The organism is Caballeronia sp. LZ016, assembly GCF_031450805.1.
Lineage (GTDB): Bacteria > Pseudomonadota > Gammaproteobacteria > Burkholderiales > Burkholderiaceae > Caballeronia.
In genome coordinates this window covers 362603-388962 of the sequence record NZ_JARTVY010000001.1, presented here as the reverse complement: position 1 = coordinate 388962, position 26360 = coordinate 362603, and the positions used below count along the sequence as shown (strand labels likewise).

The following is a 26360-nucleotide window of genomic DNA, read 5'->3' as shown; positions in this document are numbered from 1 at the left end:
AGGGCGTCAGAGGTTACGCGCGGGTCGTTTGGCCCGAGGCATCTGAGAGGAACCGTCGCGGCCAAGCGCGGCGGCATGGAACCGACATGGCGAAACGGGATTACTACGACGTTCTGGGCGTCGCAAAGAACGCGAGCGACGACGAGATCAAGAAGGCGTATCGCAAGCTCGCGATGAAGTATCACCCTGACCGCAATCCGGACAACAAGAAGGCGGAAGAGAACTTCAAGGAGGCGAAGGAAGCCTACGAGATGCTCTCCGACCAGCAGAAGCGCGCGGCGTACGACCAGTACGGTCACGCGGGCGTCGATCCGAACATGGCGGGCGCGGGTGCGCAGGGCTTCGGCGGTTTTGCCGATGCCTTCGGCGATATTTTCGGCGACATCTTCGGACAGGCAGCCGGCGCCGGTGCGCGCGGCGGACGCGGCGGCCCGCAGGTGTATCGCGGTGCGGACCTGCGCTACAGCATGGAAATCACGCTGGAGCAGGCGGCGCACGGTTACGACACGCAGATTCGCGTGCCGAGCTGGAGCAATTGCAACGTTTGTCACGGTTCGGGCGCGAAGCCGGGCACGAAGCCGGAAACCTGCCCGACCTGTCACGGCCAGGGCCAGGTGCGGATGTCGCAGGGCTTTTTCAGCATCCAGCAGACGTGCCCGAAATGTCACGGCAGCGGCAGCTATGTTCCCGATCCCTGCACGAACTGCCACGGCGCGGGCAAGGTAAAGGAAACGAAGACGCTGGAAGTGAAAATTCCGGCGGGCATCGACGACGGCATGCGCATCCGCTCGGCGGGCAACGGCGAGCCGGGCATCAACGGCGGTCCGAGCGGCGACCTGTATGTGGAAATCCACATCAAGCAGCACTCGGTGTTCGAGCGCGACGGCGACGACCTGCACTGCCAGATGCCGATTCCGTTCACCACAGCGGCGCTCGGCGGCGAAATCGAAGTGCCGACGCTCGCGGGCCGCGCGAGCTTCACGGTGCCGGAAGGCACGCAGTCGGGCAAGACCTTCCGTCTGCGTGGCAAGGGAATCAAGGGTTTGCGCTCGAGCATCGCGGGTGACTTGTACGTGCACGTGCAGGTGGAAACGCCGGTCAAGCTCACCGAGCAGCAGCGCGACCTGCTCAAGCAGTTCGAGAAGTCGCTGACGGAAGGCGGCTCGCGGCATAGCCCGCAAAGCAAGAGCTGGTTCGATCGCGTCAAGAGCTTCTTCGACTGAGAGACTGACCTGCGCCTGCATTCGATGCGAGCATGGCCATGAAAATCGAGGCACGCAGCGCGGTGTTTGCGCTGCTCGACGATTGCGACGCGACCGCCGAAAGGCGGTCGAGTCGTTTGTACACGGACTTCTCGCACGAGCATGTCTGCGAGACCGGGCGCGCGCTCGATGCGGTGTGCGCGGACATCGAGCGCGATCTCCAAGGCGGCTTGCATGCCCTCGTGGTCGCGGACTACGAATTCGGGCGTAACCTGCAGTTCGGCGCAATCGGGGCCGGCGGCGATCATGCGCTGCGCGTGCTGATGTTTCGCTCGTGCGCGGCGTTGTCGCGCGACGAAGCCAGCGCGTGGCTGAGCGCGCAAGACGGTCATGCTCAGGCGCCGTCGATGGCAGGCGTGGCCGGCATCGAGCCGAGCGTCACGCGCGATGCGTTCGACGCTGCTATCGCTGCCATTCGGCAAGCCTTGGTGGAAGGCGAGTCGTATCAGATCAACTTCACGTATCGGCTCGCGTTCGATGTGTTCGGCACGCCGCTCGCGCTGTATCGACGGTTGCGTGAGCGTCAGCCGGTGCGCTACGGCGCGTTGATCGCGATGCCGGACGGCCGCGCGGTCGTGTCGTGTTCGCCGGAGTTGTTTATCGAAAAGCAGGGCGATGTGCTGCGCGCCCGCCCGATGAAAGGCACCGCGCCGCGCGACACCGATCCCGCCGCGCTTCACGATGACCCGAAGAACCGCGCAGAGAACGTGATGATCGTCGATCTGCTGCGCAACGACATCTCGCGCGTGGCGGTCACCGGGTCGGTGCATGTGCCGGCGCTCTTTTCTGTCGAGCCGTATGCGTCGGTGTGGCAGATGACCTCGACCGTCGAGGCGCGCGTCGCGCCCGGTACGACGTTCGCAGCCATCTTGCGTGCGCTGTTTCCATGCGGTTCGATCACCGGCGCGCCGAAGTACCGCACGATGCAGCTTATCGATGAGATCGAGAGCACGCCGCGTGGTCTCTATACCGGTGCAATCGGCTGGCTCGATGCACGCGGCGACTTTTGTCTCTCGGTCGCGATTCGCACGCTGGTTATCGACCCGGCGGGCGAGCGCGGTGTGATCGGCATCGGCGCGGGCATCGTGCTGGATAGCGTTGCCGCGAACGAGTACGAGGAGTGTCTCCTGAAGGCGCGATTCCTGACCGGCGCGGACCCGGGCTTCGAGCTTTTCGAGACCACGTACGCCACACGCGAAGGCGTGCGTCACTATGCGCGTCACGTTGCGCGGCTCAAGGCAAGCGCGGCGTATTTCGGTTTCGGGTTCGACGACCATCGACTGAATGCCGAGGTCGCGCGGCACTGCGCGAGCTTCGACGAGGGCGGGCCGTATCGCTTGCGGATTGCGCTCGATAAAAGCGGACGCATCGCAATGACGAGCGCGCCGCTCGCGCCGTTGTCATCGGATGTCGTGGATGTGCTGCTCGCGTCGGAGCGCGGCTTCATGGCGCAGTCCTCGCGCGACACGCTGCTTCGCCACAAGACGACGCGCCGCGCCGATTACGACCGCGCATGGAAGGCGGCCGAGACCGAAGGCGCGTTCGACATGCTGTTTTCCAACGAGCGCGGCGAAATCACCGAGGGCGGCCGCTCGAGCCTCTTCGTGAAGCTCGACGGCACATGGCGCACGCCGCCCATCGACGCCGGCGTGCTGCCGGGCGTGATGCGCGCGGTGCTGATCGAAGAACTCGGCGCACAAGAGCGCCGGCTGCTGCCAGCCGACCTCGATCGCGCCGAAGACATGCTCGTCACCAACGCGCTGCGCGGCGCAGTGAGAGCACGTCTTAAGCACTAATGCGGGCGATCACCACTCGGCCACGCTGCCATCCGCGTGACGCCACACCGGATTGCGCCAGCGATGCCCGATCTTCGCCATCTCGCGCACTTTCTCTTCGTTCACTTCGATGCCGAGCCCCGGCCCTTGCGGGATCGACACCATGCCGTCTTCGTACTTGAAGACCTCCGGATTCCTGATGTAATCCAGCAGGTCGTTGCCCGTGTTGTAGTGAATGCCGAGGCTTTGTTCCTGAATGAACGCGTTATAGCTGACGGCATCGATCTGCAGGCAGGTCGCGAGCGCGATCGGTCCGAGCGGGCAGTGCAGCGCGAGCGCGACATCGTAGGCCTCGGCCATCGACGCGATCTTGCGGCATTCGGTCAGCCCGCCCGCATGCGATGCGTCCGGCTGAATGATATCGACATAACCGCCCGCGAGAATGTGCTTGAAGTCCCAGCGCGAGTAGAGCCGCTCGCCGAGCGCGATGGGCGTGCTCGTCTGATTGACGATATCGCGCAACGCCTCGACGTTCTCCGACAGCACCGGCTCTTCGATGAACATCAGCTTGTACGGATCGAGCTCCCGCGCGAGCACCTTCGCCATCGGCTTGTGCACGCGTCCGTGAAAGTCGACGCCGATGCCTACGTTCGGCCCGACCGCCTCCCGCACGGCGCGCACGTTGTCGATCACGCCCTGCACCTTGTCGAAGGTGTCGATCATCTGCAACTCTTCCGAGCCGTTCATCTTCACGGCCTTGAAGCCGCGCTCGACGACCGCGCGCGCATTGTTCGCGACATCGCTCGGACGGTCGCCGCCGATCCACGAATACACCTTGATCTTGTCGCGGACCTGGCCGCCGAGCAGCGCGTGAATCGGCACGCCGTGATGTTTGCCGAGAATGTCCCACAACGCCTGATCGACGCCCGCAATCGCGCTCATGCCGATAGGCCCGCCGCGATAGAAGCCGGACCGATACATCACCTGCCATAAGTCTTCGATATGACGCGGGTCCTTGCCAATCAGATAGTCGGCGAGTTCGTCGACGGCGGCGGCGACCGTGTGCGCGCGTCCCTCGACGACCGGTTCTCCCCAGCCGGTGATGCCCTCATCGGTCTCGATCTTGAGGAAGCACCAGCGCGGCGGAACAACGAAAGTTTCAAGTTTTGTGATTTTCATGTGAGCGTCTCCTGGCGAGGCTCTTATGGTAGCGCAAAGCCGACGATGTGAACTGATTAATAGTATTTTTGTTGACTCGAAGCCGCCTTCTTTCAACCGACGAAATGTCGGATAATCGCGCGGGTATCGATAGCACGACGAAGGAGTTCACCATTCACCGCGATCTTCATGGCCGCGTGGCGCACGGACTGGGCATGGCCATACTGCGCGGCGATTTCTTACCCGGTTCGTCTCTCCCGCGCGAACTGGAACTGATGGAACGGTTCGGCGTGAGCCGGACCGTATTGCGCGAGGCGCTGCGCACGCTGACATCGAAAGGGCTGATTCATTCGCGCCCGAAAATCGGCACGCGTGTGAGGCCGAAAGAAGCATGGAATCTGCTCGATGCCGACATGCTCCATTGGTACTCGCGCGTCGCTCCGCCGATGCAGTTCGCGCTCAAGCTCCAGGAGATGCGCGAGATGATCGAGCCGTATGCCGCGGCGCTCGCGGCGCGCAATCACGACGCACACGCGCTCGACATGCTCGACAAGGCGCATCGCGCGATGGTGGATGCGCAGAACGTCGATGAATGGGTGCGTGCCGACCTCGAGTTCCACCTGAGCGTGCTGGCCGCATGCAGCAACGAATTGCTTGTGCCGCTGGGCGCGCTGATCGAGCGGACGCTGGAAGGGCAGTTGCGTCTGAACGCCAGGCGCGCCGATGTGTTCAACGCTTCGCTATCCGAGCACACGGCGGTTTTCGCCGCCATCGCCGCGCGCGACGCCGAAGCCGCGCGTCGCGCGATGTCAGACCTGCTCGGGGTGACGCGCGGGCGCATCGAAGGCTGACGCGCGCGCATAGTCCGACAAGCGAAAAAAATGCGCGCGGCGATTGAAATCGCCCGCGCATCATCAGCCGATCAGCAATCGATCAAGAATGCTTTTCGATCAGCTCGACCTTGTAGCCGTCCGGATCTTCCACGAACGCGATCACGGTGGTGCCGCCCTTGACCGGGCCGGCTTCGCGCGTGACCCGGCCGCCCGCATTGCGGATGCGCTCGCACGCATCGGCTGCGTTGTCCACTTCCAGCGCAATGTGACCGTAAGCCGTTCCCATCTCGTACTTCTCGACGCCCCAGTTATAGGTGAGTTCGAGCACGCTGTTTTCGCTTTCATCGCCGTAACCGACGAACGCCAACGTGTACTTGTACTCGGCGTTCTCGCTCTGGCGCAGCACCTTCATGCCGAGAATGCGGGTGTAGAAATCGATGGAACGCTGCAGGTCGCCGACGCGCAGCATCGTGTGGAGGAGTCGCATGATGGGGTTCCTGTTGTGGTGGCGGCGGCGCGATCTCTGGACTCGTCGCACTCGCCGGAATTGCGGGTTCGTGCAAAATTGTACCGTTCGATGCAAACCCGCGCTGACCGCGCTTATCCGCTTACAAGGCGGGCAGCAGATCCGGCGGATGATGCTTGAGCGTATGCCGCGCCTCGCGAAACTCCGGGGAAATGGATTCGACCGTTTGCCAGAAGCGCGGGCTGTGATTCATCTCGCGCAGATGGGCGAGTTCGTGAGCGACGACGTAATCGATGATCGACAGCGGAAAGTGAATCAGCCGCCAGTTGAGACGAATCTTGCCGTCGCTCGAGCAACTGCCCCAGCGCGTCGCCGCCGATGACAGCGCATACGCGCGGAACTCCACGCCGAGCTTTTCTGCATACACCGCGAGCCGCTCGCCGAAGATGCGCTTCGATTCGCTTTGCAGCCAGCCTTGCACGCGATCCTTGATCTGCTGCGCATCGGCGAGTGCGGGCAGGGCAAGCGCCAGCACGCCGGTTTCGGCATCGAAGGAAAGCGTGCTTGCGGACGGACTCAGCGACACGCGAATCGTCCTGCCGAGGAACGGAAACTCCGCGCCGTCCTGCCATTCGATGCGCGGCAACGCACGCTGTTCGACGCGCGTCTGCCATTCGGCCAGCTTGCGAAAGATCCAGCCTTGCTTGTCGCCGATGGCGCGCTCGATGTCCGCGATCGTCACCCAGCGCGGCGCGGTGATCGTCAGTCCGGTCGCATCGATGCAGAAGCCGATGGTGCGTCGCGCCGAGCGCTTCAGCCGATAGTCGAGGGCGCGCGCACCGAACAGCATGCGGCGCTGGCGCACGCCCTCGGGAAGCGGTGCTGGTTTCGATGGGTCGGTGGACGCAACATCGCCACGCAATGAAGACGGCGACGACGCGGGAGCAGGCGCGGTCGCGGGCGCATGCTCGAACGGCAGATCGAGTTGCAGGGTATCGAGCGCGACGGCGGGGCGCTGTCGCGAGGGAGGCTTCTGCATCGGCTCGGCTTTGCGCTCGCGGCGCAGAAATGACGAGAAGAACGAATAGGGCACGCGGCTCGACCGGCTCGATGCTTCCGAGGCGAGGCCGCGTCAGCGGCCCGCGCCCGCGGCGTCCGCACGTTGCGGCTGCGCGTTCGACGTGGCGTAGGCGAGCGGATCGATACGGCGCATCTCCGCTTCGATCCAGCTCTCGACGCGCGCATTCACTTCTTCGGGCGAGAGACCGGCGGTGTCGATGGGCTCGCCGATCGACACCGTGACTATACCCGGATACTTGATGAACGAATTGCGCGGCCACACGTGTCCGGCGTTGTGCGCGATCGGCACGACCGGCGCGCCCGTCGCCACGGCGAAGCGCGCGCCGCCCGTCTTGTACTTTCCCTGCGAGCCGACGCGCGTGCGCGTGCCTTCGGGGAACATGATGACCCACGCGCCTTCGTCCATCCGCGCGCGGCCCTGGCGCGTGACCGATGCAAACGCGTCGCGTCCCTGCGCGCGGTCGATATGCACCATCTTCAGGAGGCCGAGCGCCCAGCCGAAGAATGGCACATACAGCAGTTCGCGCTTGAAGACATAGCAGAGCGGGCGCGGCATCAGCGCCGGAAACGCCAGCGTCTCCCACGCGGATTGATGCTTCGAGAGCAGCACGGCGGGACCGTCGGGCAGATTCTCCATGCCCTCGAGCGTATAGCGGATGCCGACGAGATGACGCAGCACGACGATCGTCGACTTGCACCAGCCGGCCGCCATCCAGTAGCGCTTGTCCGCGCGCATGAACGGGAACGCGATGAAGCAGGCGATCGCATACGGCACCGTGTACACGACGAAGTACAGCATCAACAGCAACGAACGGATGAAGCGCATGAAGTCTCAGCGATACGTGACGGGGCCGGCGATCAGTCCTGATGCCGCGCGAGGAAGTCGAGCGCGAAGGCGCGCAGATCCGTATGAACCAGGGTGCCTGCGGGCAGCTTGCCTTCCGCGAGCGTTTTCTCGCCCTTGCCGGTCAGCACGAGATGCACCGGGAAGCCGAGCGCGGCGCCCGCTTGCAGGTCGCGCAGGGAATCGCCGACGACGGGCGTATCTTCCGGGTCGATCTCGAAGCGGTCGATGATCTGCTGCAACATGCCCGGCTTCGGCTTCCGGCAATCGCATTGATCTTCGGCCGTATGAGGGCAGTAGAAGATCGCGTCGATGCGCCCGCCGACTGCCGCCGCCGCGCGATTCATCTTCTGATGCATCGCGTTGAGCGCAGCCATGTCGAACAGGCCGCGCCCGATGCCCGACTGGTTCGACGCGATCGCCACGCGATAACCCGCTTGGTTGAGCCGCGCGATGGCTTCGAGACTGCCGGGAATGGCGACCCATTCGTCGGGCGACTTGATGAACGCGTCGGAATCGACGTTGATGACGCCGTCGCGATCGAGGATGACGAGTCGTCTGTTCATGGCTCAGGCCGCGAGCTTGGAGATGTCGGCCACGCAGTTCATCTGCTGATGCAGCGCGTTCAGCAGCGCGAGACGGTTGTTGCGCAACGCGACGTCCTCGGCGTTCACCATGACGTCGTTGAAGAAGGTATCGACGCTCTCGCGCAATGCGGCGAGCGCCGTCAGCGCTTCCGTGTAGTTGCGCGCGGCAAGCTGGCTCTGCACGCGCGGCGTCACGCTCTGAATCTGCGCGTACAGATTCTTCTCGGCGGCTTCCACGAGCAGTTCCGGATTCACCGATGCCGGCGCGCCTTGTTCCGACTTCTTCAGGATGTTCGAGATGCGCTTGTTGGCCGCCGCAAGCGATGCCGCTTCCGGCAGCGACGCGAATCCACGCACCGCGTCGAGGCGCGCGACGATGTCGTCGAGGCGCGTCGGGTTGAGACTCAGCACGGCTTCGATGTCGTTCGCTTCGAATCCGCGCTCACGCAGCAGGCCGCGCAGACGGTCGAGGAAGAACGCGTAGACGGCTTCGGTCGAATTCGTGACCTGCGGCATGCCAGCGAACTGACGCTGAGCCGCCGCGACGAGATCGCGCAGATCGACCGGCAGCTTCTTTTCGAGCAGGATGCGCAGCACGCCGAGCGCATGACGGCGCAACGCGAACGGGTCCTTTTCGCCGGTCGGCGCGAGGCCGATGCCCCAGATGCCGACGATGGTCTCCAGCTTGTCCGCGAGCGCCACCGCGCAGCCGACGCCGGTCGACGGCGTGTCATCGCCCGAGAAGCGCGGCTGATAGTGCTCCGAGCACGCGAGCGCGACTTCTTCCGGCTCGCCGTCGTGGCGCGCGTAGTACGTGCCCATCGTGCCTTGCAGTTCGGGGAATTCGCCGACCATGTCCGTCAGCAGGTCCGCCTTTGCGAGACGCGCCGCGCGGCGGGTGAGCGCCGCATCGACGCCGATCATCGGCGCAATTTCGCCCGCGAGCGCTTCGAGACGCTCGACGCGCTGCAGCGTCGAGCCGAGCTTGTTGTGATACACGACGTTGGCGAGCAACGGCACGCGCTCTTCCAGGCGCTTCTTCTTGTCTTGCGTGAAGAAGAACTTGGCGTCGGCGAGGCGCGGGCGCACCACGCGTTCGTTGCCTTCGACGATCTCATCGGGCGTCTTCGTATCGATATTGGACACGATCAGAAAGCGCGAGCGCAGCCTGCCGTTCTGATCGGTGAGCGCGAAGTACTTCTGGTTCGTCTGCATCGTGAGGATCAGACACTCCTGCGGCACTTGCAGGAATTCCTCGTCGAAGCGGCACTGATACACGACCGGCCATTCGACGAGCGCGTTGACTTCGTCGAGCAGCGCTTCCGGCATCACGACGCGATCCTCGCCCGCGAACGCCTGCAGCTGCGTGCGGATGGATTCGCGGCGGTCATCGAAATTCGCGACGACGTGTGCTTTCGTGCGCAGCGTTTCCGCGTAGTCGTCGGCATTCGCGATCAGCACGAAGCCTTGCGACATGAAGCGATGGCCGATGGTCGTATCGCCCGCATCGACGCCGAGCGCGCTCACCGGCACGACATTGCGCCCGTGCAGGGCGACGAGGCGTTGCACCGGACGCACGAACTGCACATTGGTGCCGTCCGGACGCTGATACGTCATCACCTTCGGGATAGGCAGCTTGCCGAGGGTTTCGTCGAGCGCGGCTTGCAGGCCGTCGGCGAGCGTCGCGCCGGGCGCTGCATAACGCAGAAAGAACGATTCGGCCTTGCCGTCCTGCGCGCGTTCGAGTTCAGCGAGCGGGAACTCGGGGAAGCCGAGCGCCGCGAGCTTCTTCGCGAGCGGCGGCGTGGGATTGCCTTCCTTGTCGAGCGCGACGGAAACGGGCAGCACCTTTTCGCGCACCTGCCTTTCCGGCGCGACATCGCGCACGTTCTTGACGAGCACGGCGAGGCGGCGGGGCGTCGCGTACTTTTCGAACGAAGGCGCGCCTTCGATCAGATCGCGCGCGGCGAGCCGCTCGACGATGCCTTCAGCGAAAGCGGTGCCGAGACGCGCGAGCGCCTTCGGCGGGAGTTCTTCGGTCAGCAGCTCGACGAGCAGGGAAGCGTGATTGGATTGCGTCATTGTTCTGTCTTGCCTCGTCAAGCCTGTTCGTTGGCGCCGGTGGGCGAGCTTTCCACCTTCAGCGGCGGCGCCCATGCGGGCCGCTGCGCTTCCTCTTGATCGGTGATGAGATCGTGATCGCGCTTGACCGGGTTGCCGAGCATCGGGAAGCCGAGTGTTTCGCGCGAATCGTAATACGCCTGCGCGACGAGACGCGACAGCGCACGAATGCGGCCGATGTACGCGGCACGCTCCGTCACGGAAATCGCGCCGCGCGCATCCAGCAGGTTGAATGTGTGGCCGGCCTTGAGCACGAGTTCGTAGGCGGGCAGCGCGAGCTTCGCGTCGATCATCTTCTTCGCTTCTTCTTCGTAGCTCTTGAAGAGATGGAACAGCAAGTCGACGTTCGCGTGCTCGAAGTTGTACGTGGACTGCTCGACTTCGTTCTGGTGATACACGTCGCCATAAGAGAGCTGACGAAGCACCTTTCCATTGGGGCTGTCTTCTTCCCACTCGGTCCAGATCAGGTCGTAGACGTTCTCGACCTTTTGCAGATACATCGCGAGGCGCTCGAGGCCATACGTGATTTCGCCGAGCACCGGCTTGCAGTCGATACCGCCCACTTGCTGGAAGTACGTGAACTGCGTGACTTCCATGCCGTTCAGCCACACTTCCCAGCCGAGGCCCCACGCGCCGAGCGTCGGGTTCTCCCAGTCATCTTCGACGAAGCGCACGTCGTTCTGCTTCAGATCGAAGCCGAGCGCTTCGAGCGAGCCGAGATACAGATCGAGGATGTTCTCGGGCGCGGGCTTCAGCACCACCTGGTATTGATAGTAATGCTGCAGGCGGTTCGGATTCTCGCCGTAGCGACCGTCCTTCGGGCGACGCGACGGCTGCACATAGGCGGCTCGCCAGGGCTCCGGGCCGATTGCGCGCAGGAACGTATGAACGTGAGAAGTGCCCGCGCCGACTTCCATGTCGATGGGCTGAAGAAGCGCGCAGCCCTTGTCGTTCCAGTAGGACTGCAGCGTCAGGATGATTTGCTGAAAGGTGAGCATGATTGCCTTTTACCAGGCGCGGCCATCGTCGTGACGACGCGACTCTAGGGCTCGGCCGAAGTGCTAAAACCTTGAATTTTAGCTGAAGGCGGGGGCGGCTGCGGCTTTTTGGGAGAAGGGAGGCGGTGGCCCGCCGCCGCGAATCTGCTCGCGCACGCGAGGCGCACGGCGTTTCAATCTGGCTGGGTGCGTGTGTTTCTGTTCACCGCTAGCAAACGGTACAGCATCCATAAGCCAGGCACCGCAAGCACAAGCGCCAGAACCGCCGCGTCGGGTGACCACTGCGACAACAGTGTTCGAAGCGAGGCGGGCGATGCATCGCCGGCATGCATGAAGCCCATGATCGTCACGCTCGTATTCAGGCATGCGTGCAGGAGGATGCACGGCAAGAGCGAGCGCGTTCGTTCATAGAGCTTGCCGAGCAGAAGCCCAAGCAGGAACGCGAGCATGAATTGATAGACGTTCATATGCGCCATGCCGAACACTCCCGCTGAATGCACGATGGCGACGCCACGCGGGTATTGCTGCAAAAAACTGCGAAGCATGACGCCGCGAAACAGCATTTCTTCGACGACGGGCGCGATGATGCACACGAGCGCCACGACACCGAAGCGGCCGACGAGCGGTGAGTTGTACACCGTCCACTCGGCTGAGGGCGAAGGAAACGCGCTGTCGACCAGCCACATCAACGCGCAATTGGCGAGGAGCAGCGCCGGCGTGATGAGGAGGATCGGCACGCCGTAAAGGCCGAGCGTCGCGCAAAGCGACGCGCTGCTCTCATGAATCAGGCCGCGATAGCCGACGCCCAGGCGATTCAGCAGCACGGTGAAGACGATGCCGCACGAAAGCACTCGCCCGATGCTCGCGAAATGGTAGAGCTGCAATCCCGAGGAAGCGAGCATTGCCTTCAGCACGGAGGTCGTGACCATCTCGACGAAAAACATCACAACAACGATGAAGAAGGCTTCGAGGAGACTTGGAAAAGAATGACGGTTGTGCAACGACATAAGAAAACATCGGGACGACGCGCGCGCAGCGTGTCGCGCGACGCGAAGCCGAAGGAAGCCAGAGACGACGGAAAGTGCCGCAACCCGATCACGCGATTAATACTCAATCGCGTGCAGTTGCGCCACGGTGAACGGCTCGGAATGCTACTGGCCGCGCGTCGGCGGCATGATCGGACCAGTCTCAAACATGTTCGAAAGCGTGCCACGAAGCGCACCAAAAGCAGCGCCCTCTCTTGGCGCAGCGCACGTTCCAACGCGAACAACAGCGACACTGCTATGACGGTGAGAAGCACGGTCGGCGCCATCAGCCGTGCGCTCCGGGCGTGGCGTGCACGCGGTTCGAGCACGCCGGTCGTGACATTTGGCCGGCGTGCTGAGCCTTTGAATTCAGTTGAACCAGGGGCGGGTGATGTTTCCTTGAGGGCGATGCGGCTTGGCCCCGCGCTCGCCGACCGCTCTTCGGCGATCGGCGTTGCGGTTGCGCCGAGCCAGCAAACTACTACTCGGCGAGCATGGCTGTGCGGATGTTATCGAACACCGCGTCGGGGGCGCCGATCCACCGATCGATCTCAGCGCTATGCATCATCAACAGGTCGCCTTCGATTTCCTTGTCGACTGCCGCGCCCCCGATCCGACTAGCGAGAGTCTGCGAATATTCGACGACCGCCTGATTGCTCTTTGCGGCATTTCGGGTCTTTTTGGGTCCCGGTACGCTTTTCATGATCGATCCGATGTCGACCACCTTGCAGGCGTAGTGCATCGAGATCATGGTCTGAGCGGACTCCTCCGTGGTATTCGGATCGCGCCCCGTTACCTGACACTCCGACCGATGAATCGCATCCGACATCTTTCTCAATACTTCGATATAGGCGTCGGTTACTTCGCGTGGCTTGTTGCTGCGCCTGGCCGCGTCGATCATGGAATCGAGCATTTTTCGCGGTGCTTCTCGTGCAGCAGCCAGATCGGCATTCTGTTGATCGGTCGCTTGCCGGCCTTCGGTCATGTAGTCCGCATATCGGCTGAAACTTTCGTCGTCCTGCTTGACGATCATCTGCAAATAAACATCGGCAACCTGTTCGGGCGTCAGCGTTTCAGCGTGAGCACCGGCGCACAGCACTGCGCTCGCGCAGGCGGCGAGAAAGGAGTTCGTTATTTTCTTCACGGAAGAGTGTATTGGCGGGTGATAGAACCGTGGCACTCGACGCGAACTTGGTGAACGCGTTGATTTCGTCGTGCAGAACATTTCGATAATGCAGTGGCCACCTTCCGACGACGACGCATTCTAGGGTTGTTTCCCCGCCTCGAAGGTAAAACATTGTCGGCGTTGCAAACGCAGTGCTTGACGCACAAAAAACAACGGAAGCCTTATCTCGGCTTCCGTCGTTTGTTGAATCGACAGCGCAAGCGGCGCTGATCCCGCATGAAGAGGCTTCGGTTATTTGCCGTTCGCCCGCCTTCTTGCCGGCGCGAACGCAAAGCCCAACGCCAGCAACAGCAGCGACGCCGCAATGACCGTGATATTGCCGCTCGTCACATAAGGCGTGCGCCCCGAGGTGCCCTGCACGCGCGCTTCGAGCACACCGGTCGTGAACGTTGGCAGCCTGGAGACGACTTCGCCGTTCGCCGCGATCACCGCCGTCATGCCCGTATTGGTCGCACGCAGCATCGGCCGGCCGGTTTCGATCGACCTCATGCGCGCAATCTGCAAGTGCTGATCGAGCGCGATGGTATTGCCGAACCACGCGAGATTCGTCGAATTGACGAGTACGCCCGCAGGCGCTTCCTGCTCGCGGATCGTATGCGCGATCTCCTCGCCGAAAATGTCCTCGTAGCAGACGTTGACGGCGATCGGCTGGTTATGCACGAAAAACGCCTTCTGTGCGATCGGCCCGCGCGCGAGATCGCCGAGCGGAATGCCCATCAGGTTCACGAACCAGTGAAAGCCGAGCGGCACGAATTCGCCGAAGGGAACGAGATGATGCTTGTCGTAGCGATAAACATCGTTCACGCCCGGCGTAATGCCGAAGAGACTGTTGGTGAAATCGGTCACGCGTCCGTCGGGAAGGACGGTGACGCCGATCGCGCCGAAAAGAATCGACGAATTCGTGCGGTCGGCGAAACTGCGGATCGCGGTCGCGAAATCCTGCGGCACTTGCACGGCCAGCACCGGCAGCGCGGTTTCGGGCGTCACGATCAGATCGGCCGGCTTCGCGGTGATGAGCCGTTGATACAGCGCGAGCGATTCGTTCACGCCCGCCTGCTCGAACTTCATCTCCTGCTTGACGTTGCCTTGCAGAAGGCGCACGTCGAGCGGTGCGTTGGCGGGCGTCGTCCATCTGACGAGCGACAGCAGCAGGCCCGCGGCGATCAGCGCGAGCGCAGTCGCGGCGGGCACGAGCGCGTGCGCGCCGCGACCCGTTCGCCGAAGATGGAACGCCGCCTGGACGATCAGCGCGGCGACCAGCGCCAGCACCCAGCCGACCCCGTAGACGCCGGCGATCGGTCCATATCCGGCCAGCGGCCCGTCGACCTGCGCGTAGCCGCTCGCAAGCCACGGAAAACCGGTGAAGACGAGTCCGCGCAGCCATTCGCCGAGCGCCCAGGCGCTCGCGAATGCGAACGCGCCGTGCCAGGTCGGCGCGTAGCGCGGTGCGGCGTCGATATCGCGGGCGGTGCCGGCGTCTTCATCGCCGAAGCGGGCGCGTCCAGCGACGAAGGACCAGACCACGCTCGATGCCGCCGGATAGATCGCGAGATAAAGCGAGAACAGGGCGACGGCGGCGGCGGCGAGCGGCGCGGCCATGCCGCCGTAAAAGTGCATGCTCACGTAGAGCCACCACACGCCCGTCACGAAGTTGCCGAAGCCGAACGCCCAGCCGGTCAGGGCCGCGCTTTTCCAGCCGCTCGTGCGCGAGAGCCATGCGAAGAAGAGCGCGAAGATGACGAGCTCGATCCATCCGCCGTGCGGCGTCGGCGCGAAGGACAGGGTGTTCGCCGCGCCGAGCACGGCTGCGACGAGGTAATGCCAGAAAGGAAGCGCGCGGGGTGCGGTCGACGCGCTTTCTGCGTTGCGTCGCCACGGGAACAAGCGAAACGGTGAGTCGGCCATTGAATGCGGGGAAAGGCTTGGCGGATGGAGCGTTGCGTCCGCACCGTGCGTGGCGGCGGACGCCCGATGCTGCACGATCAGTCGCGCAGTTCGCCCTCGTCGTCGCCGGTGTGAGGCTGTTGCGTGAGATTCGGCACGCGCCGAACCAGGAGCACGTGAATTTGCCGGGCATCGCCGCGCAGGATCTCGAACGCGAAATCGTCGATGCGAACCTTCTCGCCGCGATGCGGCACGCGCCCGAAGCGATGCGTGACGAGCCCGCCGATGGTATCGACTTCCTCGTCCGAGAAGTCGGTGCCGAACTCCTCGTTGAACTGTTCGATGCCCGTCAGCGCGCGCACGCGGAACTTGCCGTCCGGCGACGGCATGATGTTGCCGGCTTCCTCGTCGAAGTCGTACTCGTCCTCGATGTCGCCGACGATCTGCTCCAGCACGTCCTCGATGGTGATGAGGCCCGCGACGCCGCCGTATTCATCGACGACGATCGCGATGTGATTGCGATTCACGCGAAAGTCGTGCAGCAGCACGTTCAGACGCTTCGACTCGGGGATGAACACGGCCGGGCGCAGCATGCCGCGCACGTCGAATTCTTCTTCGGCGTAGTAGCGGAGCAGGTCTTTCGCGAGCAGCACGCCGATGATGTTGTCACGATTGCCCTCGTACACCGGATAGCGCGAGTGCGCTTTTTCCAGCACGAACGGGATGAATTCGGCGGGCGTTTCCGCGATGTTGATGGCGTCCATCTGGGCGCGCGGAATCATGATGTCGCGCGCGCAGAGATCGGACACCTGAAAGACGCCTTCGATCATCGAGAGCGAATCGGCGTCGAGCAGGTTGCGCTCGTGAGCGTCCTGAAGCACTTCGAGCAATTCGTCGCGCGACTCGGGCTCGTGGGAGATGAAATCGGTCAGGCGTTCGAGGAGCGAGCGCTTTTCGTGCGGTTTGTCGGCGTGTCGTCGACTGGGATAGGGTTCGTTCATAGCGGAGCGCCCGAGACGTCCCGGGCGCGAATTAACGGAAAGTTAAGCATACACCAAGGCAAAATGCGGGCTGGGTGGTGCGGCGCGCGTAAAGGGCGCTTCGAACATCCTAGCCGATAACCGTGCACAAACGATGTCGGCGGCGAAGCATTGGCCATCCGGACAAGCCCCGGTGCGCCTATTCTCCGTTTTTGCCGGCCTGGCACCGCCTGAGCAGCGCCTCCAGCGCCCGGTCCGGCATGCCGCTTTCCCGCAGCGCCTCGACCGTTCGGCTGACGTAATCGAGCGTCGTTCCGTAGCGGCCGCTCGCGCAGCCGAACACCGTGCGGATCATCGGATCGCCGAGCTTGCCCGTATAGGACGCCGCCTCCCGGCGCATCACGAAGGCGAGCGCGTCGACGCGCCGTCCGTCGATCAGCGTGCACGGCAGCCACGCCGGCCGGTATGACGCCATCGACATTTCGCGACGCCAGAGCACGTCGAGATGCTCGGGCGCGTCCGCCCCGGCCAGGCGAAACGCCATGCCGGTGCAGGAGCCGCCGCGATCCAGCGCGAGCACGAGCCCCGGCTGCTCCGGCGTTCCGCGATTCACCCGCGACCACATGTAAAGCCCGCGATGATAGCCGTGCACCTTGCCGCGCACCGCTTCGAGCGTCGGCAATCCGGGATTCCAGATGAGCGATCCATAGCCGAAAAGCCATAGGTCCGACCGGCGATCCCAATGAGCGAGCGCGGCCTCGCGCGAAGCCGCCAGTTCGTCGTCGGTGAGAAGCGCCGTCTCTTCGAGCGCAGGCGGATAATCCGGGCACCCAGGCGCCGGATCGTGCGGGACAAGGTCGGTATCGGGCGTGGGCTCGGGCGTTTTGTCGTTCACGGTGCGGCGGGCGGGAGGCTGGACAAGGACTCAGGCCAGCGGGACGTAGGGATCGGAAAAGCCGAGAGACTGCATGATATCCGTCTCGATCGATTCCATTTCCTGCGCCTCGCTTTCGACTTCGTGGTCGTAGCCTTGGGCGTGCAGCGTGCCATGCACGATCAGATGCGCATAGTGCGCGGCGAGCGGCTTGCCCTGGTCGGTGGCTTCACGCTCGACGACCGGGCAACAGAGAATGAGGTCGCCCGCGACGGGATCGTCCTCCGACTCCGCATACGCGAACGTGAGCACGTTCGTCGCGTAATCCTTCTGACGATACGTCCGGTTGAGCATGCGTCCTTCGTCCTCGTCGACGAAGCGGACGGTCAATTCGGCGTCCGCGAACAGCGACGCCCTGATCCAGCGCGCGACCGTCGCGCGCGGCAGAATCGCCTTGTGCGACGGATACGCTTTTGCGGCAGGAAACTGCAAGGTCAGCGTGAGACGGGGCATCATTCCGGCTTCTGCGACTGCTGCTGCGCGGCGCGAGCCGCATCGGCGATGGCGGCGTCCTTCTGCGATTGCGCGTCGTAGGCCTCGACGATGCGCGCCACGAGCGGATGCCGCACCACGTCCGCCGACGAGAAACGCGTCATCGCAATGCCGCGCACTTCCGACAGCACGTGCTGCGCTTCGATCAGCCCGCTCTTGTGCCCGCGCGGCAGGTCCACCTGCGTGGTGTCGCCGGTGACGACCGCCTTCGAGCCGAAGCCGATGCGCGTGAGGAACATCTTCATCTGCTCGGGCGTCGTGTTCTGCGCCTCGTCGAGAATGATGAACGCGTGATTCAGCGTGCGGCCGCGCATGTAGGCGAGCGGCGCGATCTCGATCATCTGGCGTTCGAACATCTTCGCGGTCTTGTCGAAGCCAAGCAGATCGTAGAGCGCGTCGTAGAGCGGACGAAGGTACGGATCGACCTTTTGCGCGAGATCGCCCGGCAGAAAGCCGAGCCGCTCGCCCGCTTCCACCGCCGGACGCGTCAGCACGATGCGCTTGACCTGATCGCGTTCGAGCGCATCGACGGCGCAGGCAACGGCCAGATACGTCTTGCCGGTGCCCGCCGGCCCGATGCCGAACGTGACGTCATGCGCCACGATCTGACGGAGATATTCACGCTGCGCCGGCGTTCTGCCGCGCAGGTCGGCGCGGCGCGTATAGAGCTTGGGGCCGTGATCTTCGTCGGCGCCGAGGTCCATCGTGGCGCTCGGCTCGTCGAACGGATGATCCGGATCGCCGCGAAAACGCGGGTCGATCTGGGCGTCGTCTTCGCCGTTTTCCTCCGATTCCTTCGCGAGGCGCGTCGCGTGCCGGGCTTCGACCAGCGCAAGCTGGATATCGTCGACGGAAATCGGATCGCGCGCGCGGTTGTAGAAGTTCTCGAGCGCGGCGAGCGCGACCTTCGCGCCACGGCCACGAATCGAAATCTTGTGGCCGCGCCGCGACAAGGTCACGTCGAGCGCCTGCTCGATCTGCCGCAGATTTTCATCGAGCGGACCGCAGAGATTGGCAAGCCGCGCATTGTCATCGCGCGGAGCAGTGAATTCGAGATGCTGCTGGGAAGCGTTCTTCAAGGCGAGGTGGGTGTCCTTTCCGGTCACGTACGATTAATTAGCCAGTTCCGGCGCGGCCGTTTCCGGTGCGAGAACCAGCGCGCCGCGCAGCGAATGCGGATACGCGTGATTGATTTCGACATCGATCATCTGGCCGATGAGCCGGGCATGCGACGCAACCGGCGCCGGGAAATTCACGACGCGATTGTTCGCCGTGCGGCCCGCGAGCTCGTTCGGGTCCTTGCGCGACGGCCCTTCGACGAGAATGCGCTGCACCGAGCCGACCATCGAGTTGCTGATCTTCACGACGTTCTCCTCGATCGTTGCCTGCAAGTGCTGCAGACGCCTGAGCTTGACTTCGCGAGGCGTGTCGTCGTGCAGGTTCGCAGCCGGCGTGCCTGGACGCGGGCTATAGATGAAAGAAAAGCTCGTGTCGTAGCTCATCTCGTCGACGAGCGCCATCATCTTTGCGAAATCGTCCTCGGTTTCGCCGGGAAAACCGACGATGAAATCGGTCGACAAAGACAAATCCGGGCGAATTGCGCGCAGACGGCGGATGACCGACTTGTATTCCAGCACGGTATAGCCGCGCTTCATCGCCATCAGGATGCGGTCGGAGCCGTGTTGCACCGGCAGATGCAGATGCGAAACGAGCTTCGGCACCTTCGCGTACGTGTCGATGAGACGCTGCGTGAATTCTTTCGGGTGCGACGTCGTATAGCGAATGCGCTCGATGCCCGGCACGTCCGCCACGTACTCGATGAGCGTCGCAAAATCTGCGATCTCGTGCGAGCCGGCGGTCAGCGCACCCCGGTAAGCATTGACGTTCTGGCCGAGCAGCGTCACTTCGCGCACGCCCTGGTCGGCGAGGCCGGCAACTTCGGTCAGCACGTCGTCGAGCGGGCGGGACACTTCCTCGCCACGCGTGTACGGCACGACGCAATAGCTGCAGTACTTGCTGCAGCCTTCCATGATCGACACGAACGCGCTCGGTCCTTCGACGCGCGCCGGCGGCAGATGATCGAACTTCTCGATCTCCGGAAACGTGATGTCGACCTGGGCACGCCCGGTGGCGCGGCGCTTGTCGATCATGTCCGGCAGGCGATGCAGCGTCTGCGGGCCGAATACGAGGTCGACATAGGGCGCGCGCGAGACGATCGACGCGCCTTCCTGACTCGCGACGCAGCCGCCGACGCCGATCAGCAGATTCGGATTCGCTTCCTTCAGCTCGCGCACGCGGCCGAGGTCGGAGAACACTTTCTCCTGCGCCTTTTCACGCACGGAGCAGGTATTGAACAGGATGACGTCGGCGTCTTCGGGGGTATCCGTCTTGACGAGCCCTTCCGCCGCGCCGAGTACGTCGACCATCTTGTCGGAGTCGTACTCGTTCATCTGGCAGCCGAAGGTCTTTACATAAACTTTCTTGGTCATGAATGGTCGCCGGTCGCAGTGGTTAACCTGGGGGCGTCAAAAAGAGAATTGAAGAGGAGGGGCGGTTTTTTGCAGAAACTGCACCGCTTTTGCTTGTGATTTAGCCCGATATTATAGCCCTGGTCGCGAATGAGGGCATTGACCGAGCATGACCGGCGCGCACCGGCGGTCATGCGTCCGCCCATGCTTTTGCCGCGTTCACGGCGCGCCGCCAGCCCGCGAGACACGCATCGACGTCCGATGCGGGCATCGATGGCGAAAAGCGCCGATCCAGTTGCCACTGGGCCTTCAACTCCCCGACATCCTGCCAGTAGCCGACCGCCAGTCCCGCGAGATAGGCAGCGCCGAGCGCCGTCGTTTCCGCGACGCGCGGACGCGCGACAGCGACGCCGAGCACGTCGGCCTGGAACTGCATCAGCAGGTCGTTGGCGCACGCGCCGCCGTCGACGCGCAACTGGGCGACCGGCATGCCCGAATCCGCTTCCATTGCCCGAAGCACGTCGAGCGATTGATACGCGATCGACTCGAGCGCCGCCCGCGCGATGTGCCCCGACGTCGTCCCGCGTGTGACTCCGAACAGCGTTCCTCGTGCGCGGGCGTTCCAGTGCGGCGCACCGAGACCGGCGAACGCGGGCACGAGATACACGCCGTCGCAATGCGGCACTTCGCGCGCGAGCGCTTCGACTTCGCTCGCACGGCGGATGAGTCCGAGGCCGTCGCGCAGCCATTGCACGACCGCGCCCGCGATGAAAATGCTGCCTTCGAGCGCGTAGTCGACGCGATCGCCGATCTGCCATGCGATCGTCGTGACGAGGTTGTTGCGCGATTCGATCGGTTTCTCGCCGGTATTCATGACGAGAAAACAGCCGGTGCCATACGTGTTTTTCACCATGCCGCTTTCGGTGCACATCTGCCCGAACAGCGCAGCGTGCTGGTCCCCGGCGATGGACGCAATCGGCACTTCGGCGGCCAGCACGCTGCCATGCGTCGTGCCATAAACCTCCGACGACGCCCGTACCTCCGGCAACATGCTGCGGGGAATTTCGAACGCGTCGAGCAACTCGTCGTCCCAGCGTCTTGCGTGGATATCGAAGAGCAATGTGCGCGATGCATTGGTGATGTCGGTGATATGCATGCCGCGCCGCGTGAAGTTCCACACGAGCCAGCTATCGACCGTGCCGAAGGCGAGCCGTCCTTGCTTCGCTTTGTCGCGCGCGCCTTCGACGTTGTCCAGAATCCAGCGAATCTTGGTCGCCGAAAAATACGCGTCGATGGGCAAGCCGGTCTTCGCGCGCACCAGCGGTTCCAGTCCGCGCGCCTTCAGTTCGTCGCACATGGCCGCCGTGCGGCGATCCTGCCAGACGATCGCGTTATAAACCGGCCTGCCGGTTTCGCGATCCCACACGATGGTCGTCTCGCGCTGATTCGTGATGCCGACCGCCGCAATCGACGACGCGTTCAGCCCCGCCCGCGTGACCGCTTCCGCCGCGACGCCCGCCTGCGTCGACCAGATTTCCTGCGGATCGTGCTCGACCCAGCCCGGCTTCGGATAAATCTGCTGGAATTCCTTCTGCGCGACGGACACGACGTTGCCGTTCCTGTCGAACAGCATGGCGCGCGAACTGGTCGTACCCTGGTCGAGCGCGAGGACGATTTGATCCTGCATGGTCATCTCCGAGGTTGAGCGGATGCCGGCCGCCGGGGCATTGGCCGTGCGACGTCCGCATGCGCAATCTATCGGACACGCGGGGCGCGGACAATCAGGCCGGACGGCATAAGCCGAATGCACGGTTTCGCCGGCACGTGAATTTGCCTATGCCGTCTGGCTGGGTGGCAGGAACGGGAAGATCGTTCGATACTGGGCGCTCGAACCAAGCCAGGAGTAAATGCCATGCGTAAGCGGGTGGTGGTCGGCGCACTGATCGTAGTCGGCGCGGCTGCGCTGGGCGGATGCGTATCGACGCCGAGTCTCGAAGGCTCGTACGGCGCGCCGTCGTTCAGCGCACTGCAGGCTCAATGCGACTCGACGCCGACGGATTACGGCGCCGACGCTCAGTCGGTTTTTTCGGCCTTCTACGACGCTTATGTCGCCGAGCGGCGGGGCGGTTTATCGCGAGAACAGTTCTGCGCTTTTCAGAGGGGCATCGCGGAGCGGCATCGCGCGTTCATTGCGAATCCGGGAGCGGAAGCGCGGAGCGCGTGGGCGACGTTCATTCTCGGTGAGCGCGCGCGGGCGCTGAGTTGGCGTGCGGCCGTGGACCCGACGTTGCGGGCCGGCTAGGACGCGGCGCAGTCGCCGCGTCCGGCATGGGTTTGTGAAGGCTACGAGAACCGCTTGAATGCCTTGATGGTTGAATCGCCGGTTGCGGTGAGGCGCCATTGTTGCCGTCCGGACGCGAGATTTTCCAGTTGGACGAGCTGACGTTCCAGCAATGCGTCCAGTTCCTCGCGTTCCATATCGACCTGATTAGGCGCTTCCTGAACCAATAGCAGCGTGGCAAATTCGTGCGGACTCAGCATCGTGTTCTCCATGACGACCGACAGCTTGGCCACCGGCCTGAAGGCCGGATCTTTTGCTTTGAATCGTGGTACGGGAAACTGCATTTGCCGGGCGGACTCGCTGTTCTTCTCGCTGCGGGTGCCGGGAATTGGGATTGTAGGCAAGCGTCTGAGGAGTGCCAAACGTACTGACGAAAATTTTGGCTTTGACTTTTGCTGCGTGCAGAAGCGGTTCACCGCAGACGGCGATTCGAAGAATCGACTTTAGGTTCATGCCGCACCGCACACCAAAGCTGGCGGGATGCGATTCATGCCGCTCTTTCATTAATTTATACAATAAATGAATTTGTTCAACGTTACGCGAGCAATGCAATATGCTTCTTTTGCGTGATCAACTAATTGCAATCTCCGCTCGGCTCGATCGCCGGCCGAACGGCTCGTAATTCGGACTTCATTCATGACTCGCTTCAACTGGCAAAACCCGTATCCCACGCCGCGCCTGCCGGTGTTCGCCCGCAATATCGTGTCGACGTCGCATCCGCTCGCGGCGCAAGCCGGCCTGCGCATGTTGTGGAAAGGCGGAAATGCCGTCGATGCGGCCATAGCGGCAGCAGCGGCCATCACCGTTGTCGAGCCGGTGTCATGCGGCCTCGGCGGCGACGCCTTCGCCCTCGTCTGGGACGGCGCAAAGCTGCACGGGTTGAATGCCTCCGGGGTATCGCCGGCGGCCTGGAACGTCGATTACTTTCGTCGCAAGTACGGAGAGGAAAACGGTCTTGCGCGCCAGCCCAAGCGCGGCTGGGACACGGTCACGGTGCCGGGCGTCATTGCGGGCTGGGAGGCACTGCACGCGAAATTCGGATCGCTGCCGTTCGCCGATCTGATGGAGCCGGCCATCGAGATCGCGGAGCGCGGTCATGCGGTGGCGAGCATCGTCGCTTATAAGTGGGCGGCGGCCGTGCCTGAGTTGAAAGATTTTCCCGGCTTCGCGGATGTCTTCATGCCGCACGGGCGCGCGCCGGAAGTAAGCGAGCTCGTGCGCATGCCGGGCCACGCGAAGACCCTGCGCGCGCTTGCCGAGCACGGACCGCGCGCGTTCTATGAAGGCGAGATCGCCGAGCGCATCGCCGCGTTCGCGCGCGAGGGCGGCGCGGCCATGACGCTGGACGATTTGCGCAACTATCGCGCGGACTGGGTCGAGCCGATCAGCAAGGACTATCGCGGCTACACGGTGCACGAAATCCCGCCGAACGGGCAGGGCATCGCGGCGCTGATCGCGCTCGGCATCCTCGACAAGTTCGATGTCAGCGCGCTGACCGTCGATCGTATCGAATCGCAGCACCTGCAGATCGAAGCGATGAAGCTGGCATTCGCGGACGTGTATCGCTATGTCGCCGATCCGCGCTCGATGGAAGTGACGCCGGAGCAGATGCTGGACGACGCTTATCTGGCCGAGCGCGCGAAACTGATCGACCCGGCGAAAGCGACGCAGTTCGACTTCGGCATGCCGAAGGCGGGCGGCACCATCTATATGTCGGTCGCGGACGAGCGCGGCATGATGGTGAGCTTCATTCAGTCGAACTACATGGGCTTCGGCTCGGGCGTCGTCGTGCCGGATAGCGGCATCTCGCTGCAAAACCGCGGCTGCGGGTTCTCGATGGACCCGAAATCGGCGAACGTGGTGGAGGGCGGCAAGCGTCCGTTCCACACCATCATTCCGGCGTTCGTCACCCAGGAAGTGGACGGCCGCCGCGACGCCGTCATGAGCTTCGGCGTGATGGGCGGCGACATGCAGCCGCAAGGCCATCTGCAATCCATCGTGCGCATGATGGATTACGGCCAGCAGCCCCAGTCGGCGTGTGACGCGCCGCGCTGGAAGGTGAACCGCGACTTCACCATCGACATCGAGGCGACGCTGGATCTCGAGACGGCGCGCGCGCTCGAAGGCTTCGGGCATACGATCAAGTCCATCGACGATCCGTACATGGACTTCGGCTCCGGCCAGTACATCTGGAAGCTGGATCGCAACGATTCCGAGCGCGGTTATGTCGCCGCGAGCGACAGCCGGCGCGACGGACTCGCCGCCGGCTTCTAGCAGCGCTTGATGGGCCGCGTAGAAGCGCGGCTCGCCTCTTTTCCGATCAAGACCCGCCTTCGCCCGTTTCGATGCAGGCGAACGGCGGCGCACGCCCCTGCCTGAAGCAAACGCGACCGAGACACGATATGACGCAGCACGGCGACACCCTGAATCAATCCGCACACCAGACGCCGCACGCCGGCACGACGCTCTCGAAGGCGACTGTCCGCCGCATCGTCTTTTCGTCGTCGATCGGCAATGCGCTCGAATGGTTCGATTTCCTCGTCTACGGTTACTTCGCTTCGACTATCGCCAAGGCGTTCTTCCCGTCGCACGACGAGTGGCTTTCGACGATGCTTGCCATCGGCACATTCGGCATTTCGTTTCTGATGCGTCCGCTCGGCGCGATCGTCCTCGGCATCTATGGCGATCGAAAGGGCCGCAAGGCGGCGCTGACGCTCGCCATCCTCATGATGATGGTCGGCACGCTGACGATGGCGGTGATGCCTTCGTACCTGCACATCGGCATTGCCGCGCCGCTGCTGATCCTGCTCGCGCGGCTCATTCAGGGCTTCGCAGTCGGCGGGGAATTCGGCAGCGCCACCGCGTTCATGGTCGAACACAGCGCGGCGCGACGCGGCTACTACGCGAGCTGGCAGTTCGCGAGCCAGGGTCTTGCTGCGATCATGGCTGCAGCATTCGGCTCGGTTCTGACCGCGTGGCTTCCGCCGCCGCAACTCGAAAGCTGGGGCTGGCGCATTCCGTTCGTGTTCGGCTTGCTGATCGGGCCGGTCGGGTATTACATCCGCTCGCATCTCGATGAAACGCCCGAGTTTCTCGCCACGCGTCCCGCGAAGAACGTCGCGGCGCCGGGCGTCTCGTTCTCGAATCAATGGGTCAATCTGCTGCTTGCCGTGGGCATCGTGGCGCAATCGACCGTCGGCGTGTATGTGCTGCAGCTTTACATGCCGATGTATGCGGTGAAACAGCTTCATCTGCCGGCGACGGCGTCGTTCGCGGTCGTCGTTCTGAACGGCACGCTGCAATTCATCTTCTCGCCGGTCATGGGCGCGCTGTCCGACAAGCTCGGGCGCATTCGCATCATGCTCGGCACGTCGATCGTGATGGGGCTTGCCATCTATCCGATGTTCGCGTGGCTCCAGGCGTCGCCGACCGTGATGTCGCTCGTCGTGCTTCAGGCGGCGGCGGGCATTCTCAAGGCGGCTTATTCCGGACCGATGCCCGCGCTGATGTCCGAGATCTTCCCGACGCGCGTGCGGTCCACGGGCCTGTCGATCGGTTACGCGCTTGGCGTGACGCTGTTCGGCGGCTTCGCGCCGACCATCGTGGAAGGCTTCATTCACGTGACCGGTGACAAGCTCGCGCCGAGCTACTACGTTCTTCTGGCAGCGGCGTTGTCCGGTATATCGCTCGCAATCGTCGCGTGGCGCATGCGCGGCAGCGAAAGGCGAGCGGCCTGACGCACACCCCCCGGCAAACGTCTTCTGCGATACAAGGCGGCTTCGGCCGCCTTTTCGCTTTGTCGCGACAGAGAATCAACGGCATGGTTCATGCTCTGCCTGCGCGGCTTCGCGCGGTGTCCAGAACAGTCGCAAAGTCGTAGAAAATTGACGCAAGGCAAATGCAAGCGGAACCGTGTCGTGCGCCGC

Annotated in this window: 23 protein-coding genes; 6 read left to right on the top strand and 17 right to left on the bottom strand. The window is 63.5% G+C overall.

All coding sequences use genetic code 11. The annotated features are described in order from the left end of the window. Positions 1–86: 86 nt before the first annotated feature. Together dnaJ and pabB are read left to right on the top strand one after the other, a co-directional pair. Positions 87–1223: a molecular chaperone DnaJ gene (dnaJ, locus tag P9220_RS01820; protein WP_309763303.1), complete on the top strand. Its 1137-nt coding sequence runs from the start codon at positions 87–89 to the stop codon at positions 1221–1223. 38 nt (positions 1224–1261) lie between these two features. Next, a complete protein-coding gene (gene pabB, locus P9220_RS01815) occupies positions 1262–3058 on the top strand; it encodes an aminodeoxychorismate synthase component I (protein WP_309763302.1) in 1797 nt (598 codons plus the stop codon). A gap of 9 nt (positions 3059–3067) precedes the next feature. Here the strand turns inward: pabB and dgoD are convergent, their stop codons facing one another. After that, positions 3068–4216, bottom strand: a complete 1149-nt coding sequence (gene dgoD / locus P9220_RS01810) for a galactonate dehydratase (RefSeq protein ID WP_309763301.1) — start codon at positions 4214–4216, stop codon at positions 3068–3070. A gap of 104 nt (positions 4217–4320) precedes the next feature. On the opposite strand from dgoD, the gene P9220_RS01805 reads away from it, so the two are divergent. Then, positions 4321–5046, top strand: coding sequence for a FadR/GntR family transcriptional regulator (locus tag P9220_RS01805; protein ID WP_309763300.1), 726 nt, complete (start codon positions 4321–4323; stop codon positions 5044–5046). 82 nt (positions 5047–5128) lie between these two features. Here the strand turns inward: P9220_RS01805 and gloA are convergent, their stop codons facing one another. From gloA to glpK, 15 genes are all read right to left on the bottom strand, one after another. Next, positions 5129–5515, bottom strand: coding sequence for a lactoylglutathione lyase (gene gloA, locus P9220_RS01800; RefSeq protein WP_309763299.1), 387 nt, complete (start codon positions 5513–5515; stop codon positions 5129–5131). 121 nt (positions 5516–5636) lie between these two features. Continuing rightward, positions 5637–6533, bottom strand: coding sequence for a SprT family zinc-dependent metalloprotease (locus P9220_RS01795; RefSeq protein ID WP_309763298.1), 897 nt, complete (start codon positions 6531–6533; stop codon positions 5637–5639). Positions 6534–6626: 93 nt separating this feature from the next. Then, positions 6627–7400 (bottom strand): lysophospholipid acyltransferase family protein, encoded by a 774-nt coding sequence (locus P9220_RS01790; RefSeq protein ID WP_309763297.1) that lies wholly within the window; start codon positions 7398–7400, stop codon positions 6627–6629. Between the two features lie 32 nt (positions 7401–7432). Then, complete coding sequence (gene gmhB / locus P9220_RS01785) at positions 7433–7984, bottom strand: D-glycero-beta-D-manno-heptose 1,7-bisphosphate 7-phosphatase (RefSeq protein ID WP_035961503.1); 552 nt, start codon at positions 7982–7984, stop codon at positions 7433–7435. 3 nt (positions 7985–7987) lie between these two features. After that, positions 7988–10087 (bottom strand): glycine--tRNA ligase subunit beta, encoded by a 2100-nt coding sequence (gene glyS, locus P9220_RS01780; protein WP_309763296.1) that lies wholly within the window; start codon positions 10085–10087, stop codon positions 7988–7990. A 17-nt stretch (positions 10088–10104) separates the two neighbouring features. Then, a complete protein-coding gene (glyQ, locus tag P9220_RS01775) occupies positions 10105–11124 on the bottom strand; it encodes a glycine--tRNA ligase subunit alpha (protein WP_309763295.1) in 1020 nt (339 codons plus the stop codon). A 173-nt stretch (positions 11125–11297) separates the two neighbouring features. Next, positions 11298–12068, bottom strand: coding sequence for a CPBP family intramembrane glutamic endopeptidase (locus tag P9220_RS01770; RefSeq protein ID WP_309763294.1), 771 nt, complete (start codon positions 12066–12068; stop codon positions 11298–11300). 562 nt (positions 12069–12630) lie between these two features. Next, positions 12631–13329 carry a hypothetical protein gene (locus P9220_RS01765; RefSeq protein ID WP_309763292.1) on the bottom strand — a complete coding sequence of 233 codons (699 nt, stop codon included), beginning with the start codon at positions 13327–13329 and terminating at the stop codon, positions 12631–12633. 237 nt (positions 13330–13566) lie between these two features. Beyond that, entirely contained in the window at positions 13567–15240 is a 1674-nt protein-coding gene (gene lnt / locus P9220_RS01760) for an apolipoprotein N-acyltransferase (RefSeq protein WP_309763291.1), read from the bottom strand. A gap of 77 nt (positions 15241–15317) precedes the next feature. Continuing rightward, complete coding sequence (locus P9220_RS01755) at positions 15318–16220, bottom strand: transporter associated domain-containing protein (RefSeq protein WP_309763290.1); 903 nt, start codon at positions 16218–16220, stop codon at positions 15318–15320. 178 nt (positions 16221–16398) lie between these two features. Beyond that, positions 16399–17094: a gamma-glutamylcyclotransferase gene (locus P9220_RS01750; protein ID WP_309763289.1), complete on the bottom strand. Its 696-nt coding sequence runs from the start codon at positions 17092–17094 to the stop codon at positions 16399–16401. Between the two features lie 30 nt (positions 17095–17124). Continuing rightward, the gene (gene ybeY, locus P9220_RS01745; RefSeq protein WP_309763288.1) at positions 17125–17589 is read right to left on the bottom strand and encodes an rRNA maturation RNase YbeY; all 465 of its coding nucleotides are present in this window, start codon (positions 17587–17589) and stop codon (positions 17125–17127) included. After that, a complete protein-coding gene (locus P9220_RS01740) occupies positions 17586–18704 on the bottom strand; it encodes a PhoH family protein (protein ID WP_309763287.1) in 1119 nt (372 codons plus the stop codon). Before P9220_RS01740 ends, ybeY begins: the two co-directional genes overlap by 4 nt. A 33-nt stretch (positions 18705–18737) precedes the next feature. Continuing rightward, positions 18738–20114: a tRNA (N6-isopentenyl adenosine(37)-C2)-methylthiotransferase MiaB gene (miaB, locus tag P9220_RS01735; protein WP_309763286.1), complete on the bottom strand. Its 1377-nt coding sequence runs from the start codon at positions 20112–20114 to the stop codon at positions 18738–18740. A gap of 169 nt (positions 20115–20283) precedes the next feature. Further along, positions 20284–21780, bottom strand: coding sequence for a glycerol kinase GlpK (gene glpK / locus P9220_RS01730; protein WP_309763285.1), 1497 nt, complete (start codon positions 21778–21780; stop codon positions 20284–20286). 225 nt (positions 21781–22005) lie between these two features. On the opposite strand from glpK, the gene P9220_RS01725 reads away from it, so the two are divergent. Continuing rightward, complete coding sequence (locus P9220_RS01725; RefSeq protein WP_309763284.1) at positions 22006–22395, top strand: hypothetical protein; 390 nt, start codon at positions 22006–22008, stop codon at positions 22393–22395. Positions 22396–22436: 41 nt separating this feature from the next. Here the strand turns inward: P9220_RS01725 and P9220_RS01720 are convergent, their stop codons facing one another. Next, entirely contained in the window at positions 22437–22634 is a 198-nt protein-coding gene (locus P9220_RS01720) for a hypothetical protein (RefSeq protein WP_040053236.1), read from the bottom strand. A gap of 436 nt (positions 22635–23070) precedes the next feature. On the opposite strand from P9220_RS01720, the gene P9220_RS01715 reads away from it, so the two are divergent. Together P9220_RS01715 and P9220_RS01710 are read left to right on the top strand one after the other, a co-directional pair. Continuing rightward, positions 23071–24708, top strand: a complete 1638-nt coding sequence (locus tag P9220_RS01715; RefSeq protein WP_309763283.1) for a gamma-glutamyltransferase family protein — start codon at positions 23071–23073, stop codon at positions 24706–24708. A 128-nt stretch (positions 24709–24836) separates the two neighbouring features. Next, positions 24837–26171 (top strand): MFS transporter, encoded by a 1335-nt coding sequence (locus tag P9220_RS01710; RefSeq protein WP_309763282.1) that lies wholly within the window; start codon positions 24837–24839, stop codon positions 26169–26171. Positions 26172–26360: the final 189 nt, after the last annotated feature.